Below are 10,476 nucleotides of genomic sequence, written 5' to 3' on the forward strand. Positions count from 1 at the left end.
CGGTCACCGGCTTCGACGCCGCCGACATCAGCTTCACCGGCAGCACCGCAGGCGGCACCCTCGTCGCAGCCATCAGCGGCACCGGACCGGCGTACACCGTGAACGTCACGGGCATGACCAGCGGCGGCACCGTCGTGGCAGCGATCGGCGCGGGTGCGGCGAACGACGCGGCGGGCAATCCGAGCAGCGCCTCGACCAGCAGCGACAACACGGTCACCTGGACGCCGGTCCCGCCGACCGTGACGATCGATCAGGCACCGGATCAGAGCGACCCGGCCTCCACCTCGTCGGTCAGATTCACGGTCACCTTCAGCGAACCGGTCACCGGCTTCGACGCCGCCGACATCAGTTTCACCGGCAGCACCGCGGGTGGCACTCTCGTGGCGACCGTCGGCGGTGGTGGTACGGCGTACACGTTGAACGTCACGGGCATGACCACCGAAGGCACCGTGACCGTGACGATCGCGGCTGGGGCGGCCAAGAACGGAGCCGGACTGGCCAGCGCGGCCTCGACCAGCACGGACAACACTGTGGCCTGGAGCCCGGTCGACGCGCCGTCGCCGACCCCGAGCAGTTCGCCGTCACCCAGCGTGAGCCCCACGAGCGCGGCACCGGGGTGGATGCCCGTGACCGGGACCAGCCTGCAGCTGATCATCGGCGGTGGGGTCGTGCTGGTGCTGGTCGGCCTCGGTCTGCTGCGCACGCTGCGCCGGCGCAGCCTCATGGAGTGAGCCGGCTTGATCAGCGGAAGTTTCGTGGGGTCATGGCACCGCGAAACTTCCGCTGATCAAGAGCGCGTCAGGGAGTGCCCAGCCGCCGCTGATGCGGCGCGCGGCCCTGCCCGAGCCGACGGCGATGCGCCTGAGCCATCGCCTGGAAGGACCCACGCCGGCAATCCGGCCGGCACCAAGCGTGCCGGGTCGGCCCGGTGGACCGGGTGGCCTGGAGTCGAGCCTTCAGACGCTCGACGACGGTCAGAGACAGACGGGTAGAGAACACAGGTACACCTCAGTGAGAAGTCCGCAGCAGGAAGGAGCGCCGCGCGCAGCTGCGACGCGCGACGATTCAGCGTTCGGAAGATCTCAAAGGTGGTACAACGGTCCGGCCTTGCCTTGAGGAGTAGGTCTAGCCGCACCGTACCGATCGACGACCGTACCGGTCCAGCGGTTTTCGGCTCAGAAGCTGCTCAGGAGCTTCACGAACGCGTCGTCGATCAACTCTGGCTTCCGCGCGTCGAATGCTTTGCCCGAGGTTGCCTTGGCGACCGCGGTCAGCGTCGGGAAATCGGAGTTCGTGTCGAACGCGATGCAGAAGATCTTCACAGGCCGCTCCGGGTCGAGCGCGATGTCCTCAAGCAGCCGCGCCAGATTGTCGTCCTTGGCGTACTCGTTCTCACCGTCGGTCAGCACCACGACCGCGTTGATCCGAGTGCGGTCATAGTGGTCGAGCATGTAGCGGTGGGCCGCCCGGATCGTGGTGTAGAGCGCGGTCGCGCCACCGGCCCGCAACCCGCCGAGTCGATCGGCGAAGCGGGGAAGGTCCAATGGCGACAGTGGCACCTGTTCTTGATAGGGGGCTCGGCCCGAGCCTTGTTTTTCGGAGGAGAAGGACCACAGCCCGACCTGGTCGGCCGAATTCAGCAGGCTCAGGCCGTTCTTGGCAGCCGACATCGCCACGTCGAGCCGGGTCTTGGACCCCACCTTGTTCGACATCGACCCGGAGACGTCGACGGCCATCAGAATGTTCGCCTTCTTCCGCAGCGTCCCCCAGCTCTCCAGGATTTGCTGCACGACGGCCGGCGACGGCGGCGCGAAGTAGTGGCGCTCGGCGGTCTCGTGGCCGCCCACCACTGCCTTCAGCTCCGCTGAGGCGACCTGTTGGTGATCGCGGAAGCCCAGCCCGGCGAACGCCTTCTGCTGCGGCGCCGCCTGCAGGTACGCCAGAAAGTCCGCCGCCGCCTGCCGCTGCGCCGAAGACGCGTTCGGCAGCACGACATATGGGTGGTCGAGGTTGAACGTGCCTTCCTTGGGATACAACGCCACCAGAGGCTCGTGGGGCTTGTCGCCCACTCGCGGGCTGAGCTGCCCCTCGTTGTAGAGGAAGACGAGCTCCTCCTGGGTCACGATGGCGCTGACATCCGGTCGACTGTCGTCGACGGTGGACAGGTCAGCCGCAGCCAACGACTTCAACAGGTCGACGACGTCGTCGCTGTAATGCGACACGTTCGCCTCGATCCGGCGGACGAACTGGGTCACCCGAGGGTCGCGTACATCGGCGTCGGTGAGATCACTGGAGGTGCCGGTCGCGGCATAGTAGGTCGCGATCGTGGCGGCGAGACCGGAGGTCGACAGGCGAGGATTGTCCTTGCCGAAGGTGAACCTCTTCCAGTCCGGCCGACCGAACGCGCCCCATCCGGCATCGCCCGACAAGCCGAGAATGTCACCCCAGCCCAGAGCGCCCCGCTGCTGCAAGACCCGAGCCTTGGTCGCGGGCATCGCGATCACCAGCGGGCTGTTGGCGATCGACGGGTACTCCCCCGGCGTCTGCTCCGGCCGCTTGGCCGCCTGATCCCGGAGCCGTAGCTGGCCGGTCCACAAGCTCGACGTCGGTAGCCACACCTGCGGCTTGGGAATGGCGCTCCCCGCGACCTCAGCCCAGTCTCCGGCCAGCGCCTCCATCGCCTGGCCGGAGGTCAGCCCGGCCACGGTGACGGCGGCGCAGTGACCGCCGAACCGCCGTCCACTGTGGTTGTACCGATCGGCGATCTCGCCGACGAGCTTGTTCTTCTCGGTCGAGGCGACCACATCCAGCGCTACGCAGTCGCCGCGATCGCCGTGGGAACGCACGTACAGCGAGGAGCCCGCGATCACGGCGATCCCGACCGTCACCGCGATGACGACGGGAAGCCACCTACGGGCGGACGTCCGGCCCGATGCCATGCGTTCCTCCTCAGTCGTGGGCGAGCGCGCGCGGCGCTCGGTTCAATCCAGCTCGGTGTCGCGGTCCATGGCGGCTGCGACTACCAGCCTTACCACGTAGACGATGCCGAAGGTGAGCACGCCGTTCGTCACGGCCGCGACGGCACTGGACGAGGCCAGGTAACCCGCTGCGAACCCCACCGCACCCAGCACGATCGCGACCGCGATGCCGACCGGGTCGCCGGCTTGCCGCCCCAGGCGTCGGAGCCGACTAGGTCGCGTGCCGACGACCAAAGTGGATGGAGGCACCGGAACCGCGACGGTAGAAGGCTCAGGGGTGGGTGGCGTCGGTGGGGCCGGCAGTGTCGGGCTGATGGCCGACGGATGCGCGGTTGTGGCAGCGGCGCTGCCCTCTTCCAGCGCATTGCCCAGCGGCACCTCCGCCGTGGTGGGAGCGGCCCGGCCCAGTAGCCGGAGAAGCAGCTCCTCGGCGGTGGGGCGAGCGTACTGATCCTTGGCCAGCGATTGCTCCACCAGCTCCAGCAAGGGTCCGGAGAGGTTCGCGAGATCCGGCGGCTCGTGCAGCACGCGGGCCATCACGGTGGCCAGCGAATCATGGCCGAACGGGCCTCGTCCGGAAGCCGCGAACGCGATGGTGGCCGCCCAGCCGAAGACGTCGCAACGAGGGCCGACATCGACGTTGCGGAATCGTTCCGGGGCCATGTAGGGCACCGTGCCCATGACATTGCCGGTCAGCGTATGCGTGCCGAGCGCTCGGGCGATCCCGAAGTCGATGACACGCGGGCCGTCGGTCCCCAGGATCACGTTGTCCGGCTTCAGATCGCAGTGCACGATGCCGGCCTGGTGGATCGCCGCGATCGCAGTCGCGCTGCCGACGGCGAGCCGGTAGAGGGCGTTGCCGGTGACCGGGCCGTTCTCGCATACATGGCGATGCAGCGTCGGGCCGGCGATGAACTCGCTGACCACATACGGCGGATCGGCGTCGAGGTCGGCCAGGAGCACCTGCGCGGTGCAGAAGGCGGCTACGCGCTGAGCGGCGGCGATCTCCTTGGCGAACCGGGCCTTCGCCTTCGGGTCGTGGCCCAGGTCGATGCTGAGCATCTTGACCGCCACCTGGCGTCCACCGCCGTCGACCCCCAGGAAGACCACGCCCTGACCGCCCTGCCCCAACCGGCCGAGCAGCCGGTACGGTCCAGCCGACGGGGGATCGAGCGTGGAGAGCGGAGTCAGGTTCGGCGTCGGGGAGACCATCAGCCCCCCGGAGTCTCGATGATCCGCATGCGTCGCAGGATAGTCCCGCGCGTCCATCCCGGCCGCGCCGGTTCACCACCAGACCGTTCGCCGCCTGCTACAGGTCGTTGCCGGCGTACGAGAGGTTGAAGCTCTTGTTGGTGAGCGGGAAGTCCGGGACGATCGTGTCCGCCAACGCGATCGGCAGGGCGGGCCAGGTCAGGAACGACGGATCCACCACCTTCACCCGGCTCAGCCGCCCGTCGGGCCCGATCTCGGCACGGTGCACGATCGCGCCCCGCCAGCCTTCGACGATGCCGACGCCGCTCCGGTGCGTACCCGGCATCCCCGGTGGCGTGCCGAACAGACCGGCGGCGAGCGTCGGGAGCAGTTCCGCCAGCAGGGCGGCCGACGCGGCTGCTTCTTCGGCGCGTACCTGGAATCGGGCGAGCACGTCCCCACCGGTACGCACAACCGGCGTCACCTCGACGTCGGCGAGCGGATGAGCGATGCGGGCGTCGTAAGTCAGACCGCTGGCCCGCGCGACGTAGCCGAGCGTACCGATGTCGGCCGCCTGCTGCCGAGTGAGCGTCGCCGTCCCGGTGAACCGGTCGCGGACGACGGTGTGCCGGAGCGCGATCTCCACGATGTCGGCCAGATCGCCGGCGATCTCCTTGATCTCGGCAATGGCCGGGACCTCCAGCACCTGTACGCACCCGGGCCGGATGCTCCCGCGAAGCAGCCGATGCCCGGTGACCCGGGCGTTGAGCCGGAACAGTCGTTCACGGATGCGCTGAGTGTGCGCATGAGCGATCCCGTACGCCACGTCGTTGCACAGCGCACCGATGTCGGCGACATGGTTGTGCAGTCGTTCCAGTTCAAGCAGCGCCAATCGGGCCCGTTGGATTCCGGGGTCGACGGTGACCCCGAGCGCATCCTCCACGGCGAGCGCGTACGCCAAACCGTGCCCGACGGCGGTGTCACCGCTGATGCGCTCGGCCAGTGGAACCGCCTCGGTAGCGAGCTTGTCCTCGAAGAGCTTCTCGATTCCCTTGTGGACATACCAGAGCCGCGCCTTCATCCGCAGGATGGTCTCGCCCACCACACTGAACCGGAAGTGGCCCGGTTCGATCAGTCCAGCGTGGACGGGACCGACCGGGATCTCGTAGACGCCGTCGCCTTCCACGGTGAGGAAGGGGAACGGTTCGGCCGCCGTCATCGGTGGCCGCGCTGGGGCATCGTGGCGCATCGGATGCCAGCCCACCGGCCAGTGCGGGTGGCGTACGAGCTGCCGGGGCAGCGGATGGTTGTCGGGTTCGACGCCGAACAGATCGCGCATCTCCCGCTCGAATCGACCGGCCGGGAAGGACAGCGCCGCCAGGCTCGGGATGTGCGGCCGATCGGGATCGGCGCGCAGGATCAGCTCGACCCGCTGGTCCGGCGGACCCGCCGTGAACAGGTAGACGATGCGGATCGCCGGTCCGCCCGGGTGCTCGGCGGTGTCGTGGTGCGCGGCGATCAGCGCCAGCCGATGCCCGGCGGCCAGCAGCCGGGTCGCCTGCCCCGCAAGGTCGGCCGCCCCGGTGACCTCGATGACCGTAGTGGGAGCCCGGTCGATCATCGACAACCTCCGGTGGCACGAGCCGTGATCGGTGCCAGGTCGTTCATCAGCGGCCTCCGGTGGCGATGGCAGCGGCGGTGTCGAGCAGGTCTGCGAGCGGCCCTAGCCAAACGCCCAGGAGGGCGGCGACCGCGAGCCCGGCGGCCAGCACACCCAGACTCGCCGCGCCGCCCTTGCCGCTAGTGCCGTCGGGACGAGGGCCGCCGCCTTCTTCCGGCGGAAACGCAGGCGGCGTGGGCGGGCCGAGCAGCATGCCGAGCACATGCCGGGCGATCGCGGCGAACGCGATGAGCATGAGGGTGAATGCGACCGCGACGATCCAGCCGTGCCCCGCCGCGAAGCCGCCCCGGGCGATGCCGAGCTCCGAGGCGAACAGGCTGAACGGCGGCAGCCCGAGCAACGCGACCGCACTCACCCCGAAGGTCGCGGCGAGACTGGGATGACGCGCCGCCATGCCTCGGACCGCAGCGATCGCCGGGCTGCCAGTCGTCGTCAGGATGCGTCCCGACGCGCAGAACGCGACCGATTTGGCGAGTCCGTGCCCGAGCACGTGCAGCAGCACCGCGGCCATCGCCAGCTGCACGCCGAATGCGGCGCCGAGCGCGATCAGTCCCATGTGCTCGATCGAGGAATAGGCCAGCATCCGTTTGTAATCACGCTGCGCGATCAACAGGATCGCGGCCACGGCCAGCGACGCGAGGGCCCCGATGATCAACAAGATCCGCGTGTACGCCGGGCCGATGACGGCGTCGGTGATCGCCTTGTACCTCAGGATCGCGTAGAACGCGACGGAGAGCAGCACCCCGGACATGAGGGCGGAGACGGGCGCGGGTGCTTGGCTGTGGGCGTCCGGCAGCCAGGCGTGCATCGGCGCGAGCCCGGCCTTGGTGCCGAACCCCAGCAGGATCAGTCCCGTGGCGAGCCGGACGAGCGCCGGATCGAGACCGGCGGTGTGCCCGGTCAGGTAACTCCAGTTCAACGCGGTCGCGCCCGATCCGCCGGCGGCGACGGAGGCGGCGTATATGCATACCGTGCCGAGGAAGGCGATGGCCACTCCGACCGAGCAGAGCACGACGTACTTCCAGGCAGCCTCGACGCTTTCCCGCGTACGCCGATGGCCGACCAGGAACGCGGTGACGATGGTGGTGGCCTCGATCGCCACCCACAGCAGTCCGAGGTTGTCGGCCAGCACCGCCATGCTCATGCAGCCCAGGAAGAGCTGCGTGAGGACGAGATACCGACGACGCTCGACTGCGCTTTCCGGCCGCAGGTACGCGATCGCCGACGCAGTGGCCAGCGTCGCGACCGCCCCGATGACGATCAGCATCCACGTCGTCAGGGCGTCGGCACGTACCAACCCGCGGACGGCCGGTTCGCCGGTCACCCGGGTGGCCAAGATGACGCCGCCGGCCAGGATCGTGACGGCCGCCGCGACCCCGACGACGGCGGCAGTACGCCACGGCAGAACCAAGGCGAGCAGGGCGGCCAGCAACGGTGCGGCGGCCGGGGCGGCCAGGGCGAGGGTCGTGGTCATCAGTCGCGCAGCTCTCGGAGTTCGTCGAGGTCGGTCGGCCCGAAGGCCTGGTGCAGCCGGCTGGTGAGGATCTGCAGCACCAGGACGGCCAAGGCCAGATCGGCGGAGACGCCCAGCTCCACGATGAGCGGTACGCCGCCGGTGGCGAGGAAGGCGACGGCGGCGACGCCGTTGTCGATGAGGAGAACGCCGATGATCTGGGAGATCGCCCGTTGCCGGGTCGCGGCGAGGAAGAAGCCCAGCAGCACGACGGCGATGCCGACCGGAGTCGCGTGGGCCGATGCGGACGGGGCCAACGCCACGAGCGGCTTCGCGGCGGCGTACGCGACGAGGGTCAACCCGGCGGCGGCGATCAACGACGCCGACACGTTGACCAGGGGTCTCGTTTCCCGCGCGGCCGGCACCTGACGGCGTACGCGTCGCAGCATCCACGGCACCACCCCGGCCTTGAGCAGGCCGATGCCGAGCGCGATGGCGAACGCCTCGGCGCTGCGATGGCGGGTGGCCAGCACAACGGCGATGCCGGTGAGCATGAGGCCCTGCGCGGTCAGCAGAGTGATCAGCGCGGAGACCTCGCGTCGCCACAGCACTCCCACCGCGGTGAGCAGGAACAAGCCGCAGAACAGGTTGAGCAGTTGCTCGGAGAACTGATCGGACATCGGTCGTGGCCGTTCTAGGCGAGGATCGTGGAGGCGAGGACGGCCAGCAAGGCGAGCGCGAACGATCCCGCCAGTAGTTCGGGCATCCGGAACAGGCGCAGCTTCGCCAGGAAGACCTCGCCCGCCGCCAACAGCGCGGCCAGCCCGAGCACCTTGACGACGAGCGCGACCGCGCCGAAGGCCAGCCAGCCGGGACTCAGCTCGGTGGCGACGCCCCACGGGACGAACAGATTGCCCAGCAATCCGAGCAGGATGGTCAGCCGCATCGCCGACGCCCATTCGACCTGGGCGAGGTCGCGACCGGCGTACTCGAGGGTCATCGCCTCGTGCACCATGGTCAGTTCCAGGTGCGTCGACGGATTGTCCACCGGGATGCGGCCGGTCTCGGCGAGAACCGCGATCCCCAACGCAGCGAGCGCCAGCAGACTGGTCGGGGTGAACACCCGGGCCGGATCGGACGCCCCCGCCTCGACGATGCGGCCGAGGCTGGTGGTGCCGACCCGAGTCGACAGCGCGAACACCGACAGCAAGAGGGTCGGCTCGACGAGGGCCGCGATGGCCATCTCCCGGCTGGACCCCATCCCGCCGAACGCCGTACCGGTGTCCAGTCCGGCCAACGCGAGCGCGACCGTGCCGAGCAGCAACACTCCGACGACGACGATGAGATCGGCCGATCCGCCGACGCCGACCGTCGTCACGAACGGCGCGGTGAACGCCACGATCAAACTGGTCGCCATCAGCACCGGCGGGGCGGCCAGGAAGAACATCCCGGCATCCGCGGGGCTGATCGGCGGCTTGCGAAGCAGCTTGCGCAGGTCTCGCCAGGGTTGGCCGAACCGGCCGCCGGCTCGTCCTTCCAGCCGGGCGCGTACCGCCTTGGTCACTCCGATGGTGAACGGGGCCAGAACCGCGACCAGCAACATCTGCGCAACCGCAACAACCCAACTCATGGAATCACCCCCGCAATGAGGACGACGACGAGCGCGGTGAGCATGTACGCGAGATAGCGGTGGATCACCCCGGGTGCGAGCCGGCGACCCGCCTCGCCGACCCGCCCGAGTACGCCGATAACAGGCCGATACAGGCGGTTCTCGATTCGGTCCGGAATGCGTTGCCGATAGGTGATCGCCTCGACGTAGTACGCCGATTCCTCGTCGTGGGTGACGTCGACGTCGCGCTCGGGCGCCAGGGTGTCATCGAAGATCCGTTGCAGGGGTTCGGCATACGAGGTCGCCGTGTACTCCATCCGGGCGGTCAGCGGCCCGTCGCCGCAGTCCCAGGCGATCTGCCGACGCCGAGCCCGGCCCACCAGCCGACCGAGTACGCCGATCGCAGCGACGCCGCCGACGACGGCCACGGCGATCCACGCCGGTCCGAAGCGGGCGGTGTGGCCGGTCAGCTGCACGGCGACGGCATCGGTCGCCACCGGCGGTGGCTGCCACCGCAACACGGCCAGGACTTGGCTGATCGCCGGAACCACGACGGCCGGGGCGACGGCCAAGACGGCGCAGCCCAGCGCCGCCAATCCCATCGCGGCCAGCATGGTGACTGGGGATTCCGATGCGCCCGCCGCTGGAGCGCTCCGAGGACGGGCCAGAAATCCGGTGCCGACCGCTTTGACATACGTGGCAACGCCGACGCCCGCGGTCAACGCCACGACTGCCACGCCGACGGGAGCGCCGATCGCCAACAGCGTTCCACTGTCACCCGGATGCAGCAGCGTCTGCAACAGCAGCCACTCGGAGACGAAGCCGTTGCCCGGTGGCAACGCTGCCGCCGCGAGCGCTCCGATGGCGACGAACGCCGTGGTCGCCGCCATTCGCCGGGACAGGCCACCGAGCTCGTCCAAATCGCGGGTGCCGGTCGCCTTCACCACCGAGCCCGCCCCGAAGAACAGCAGCGTCTTGAACCCGGCGTGGTTGAGCGCATGCAACAGGGCAGCTGCCAGCGCCAACGCTGCGATCTCCGGCTGATCGCTGCGGGCGTACAGGCCGGCGAAGCCGACTGCGAGCAGGATGATGCCGACGTTCTCCGACGTCGAGAAGGCGAGCAGGCGCTTGAGGTCACGGGCCACGACCGCTTGCACGATGCCGTAGAGCGCCGACACTGCGCCGAAGAGTGCGACGACCAGCCACCACCACCGCGTACCGCCGCCGAGGAGATCGAACCCGACGCGGAGCAGTCCATAGACGCCGAGTTTGACCATGGCCGCGCTCATCAACGCCGAGACGTGGGACGGTGCTTCGGCGTGGGCGCGCGGCAGCCAGGGATGCAGCGGCACTGCGCCCGCTTTGGCGGCGAAACCCGTGAGGCACAACAGGAAAACCCCGGCCTTGGCGGCAGCCGACCAACCCGGCGCGGTGGCCCGGATCGTCGCGAAGTCCGTCCCGCATCGGTCGGCCAGCCAGACCAGTCCGATGAGGACGGTGACGAAGCCGGCTTGGGTCATCGCCGCGTACCAGATCGCCGCTGGGCGTACCTCGGCTCGATGGC

The 10,476-nt window shown here is 69.3% G+C and carries 9 protein-coding genes; 1 reads left to right on the plus strand and 8 read right to left on the minus strand.

The annotated features are described in order from the left end of the window. Nucleotides 1-731 (plus strand): Ig-like domain-containing protein (locus tag HOV77_RS34390; RefSeq protein WP_290870533.1); only part of this gene is annotated, 731 nt, incomplete at its 5' end. Between the two features lie 67 nt (nucleotides 732-798). Here the strand turns inward: HOV77_RS34390 and HOV77_RS34395 are convergent. The 8 genes from HOV77_RS34395 to HOV77_RS34430 all read right to left on the minus strand — a co-directional run. Further along, a complete protein-coding gene (locus tag HOV77_RS34395) occupies nucleotides 799-999 on the minus strand; it encodes a hypothetical protein (protein ID WP_290870534.1) in 201 nt (66 codons plus the stop codon). A 176-nt stretch (nucleotides 1,000-1,175) separates the two neighbouring features. After that, entirely contained in the window at nucleotides 1,176-2,939 is a 1,764-nt protein-coding gene (locus HOV77_RS34400) for an extracellular solute-binding protein (RefSeq protein ID WP_290870536.1), read from the minus strand. Between the two features lie 42 nt (nucleotides 2,940-2,981). Beyond that, nucleotides 2,982-4,190 carry a serine/threonine-protein kinase gene (locus HOV77_RS34405; protein ID WP_290870538.1) on the minus strand — a complete coding sequence of 403 codons (1,209 nt, stop codon included), beginning with the start codon at nucleotides 4,188-4,190 and terminating at the stop codon, nucleotides 2,982-2,984. Nucleotides 4,191-4,287: 97 nt separating this feature from the next. Beyond that, the gene (locus HOV77_RS34410) at nucleotides 4,288-5,790 is read right to left on the minus strand and encodes an NADH-quinone oxidoreductase subunit C (protein ID WP_290870541.1); all 1,503 of its coding nucleotides are present in this window, start codon (nucleotides 5,788-5,790) and stop codon (nucleotides 4,288-4,290) included. 46 nt (nucleotides 5,791-5,836) lie between these two features. After that, nucleotides 5,837-7,324, minus strand: coding sequence for a proton-conducting transporter membrane subunit (locus HOV77_RS34415; RefSeq protein ID WP_290870544.1), 1,488 nt, complete (start codon nucleotides 7,322-7,324; stop codon nucleotides 5,837-5,839). Next, nucleotides 7,324-7,983, minus strand: coding sequence for a hypothetical protein (locus HOV77_RS34420; RefSeq protein WP_290870547.1), 660 nt, complete (start codon nucleotides 7,981-7,983; stop codon nucleotides 7,324-7,326). Before HOV77_RS34420 ends, HOV77_RS34415 begins: the two co-directional genes overlap by 1 nt. 14 nt (nucleotides 7,984-7,997) lie before the next feature. Beyond that, nucleotides 7,998-8,933, minus strand: coding sequence for an NADH-quinone oxidoreductase subunit H (locus tag HOV77_RS34425; protein ID WP_290870550.1), 936 nt, complete (start codon nucleotides 8,931-8,933; stop codon nucleotides 7,998-8,000). Further along, nucleotides 8,930-10,476, minus strand: a 1,547-nt coding sequence (locus HOV77_RS34430) for a proton-conducting transporter membrane subunit (protein ID WP_290870553.1), incomplete at its 5' end; no start/stop codon positions are given. The genes HOV77_RS34430 and HOV77_RS34425, both read right to left, overlap by 4 nt.

Origin of the sequence: Hamadaea sp. (genome assembly GCF_013362815.1) — a bacterium.
Taxonomy (GTDB): domain Bacteria; phylum Actinomycetota; class Actinomycetes; order Mycobacteriales; family Micromonosporaceae; genus Hamadaea.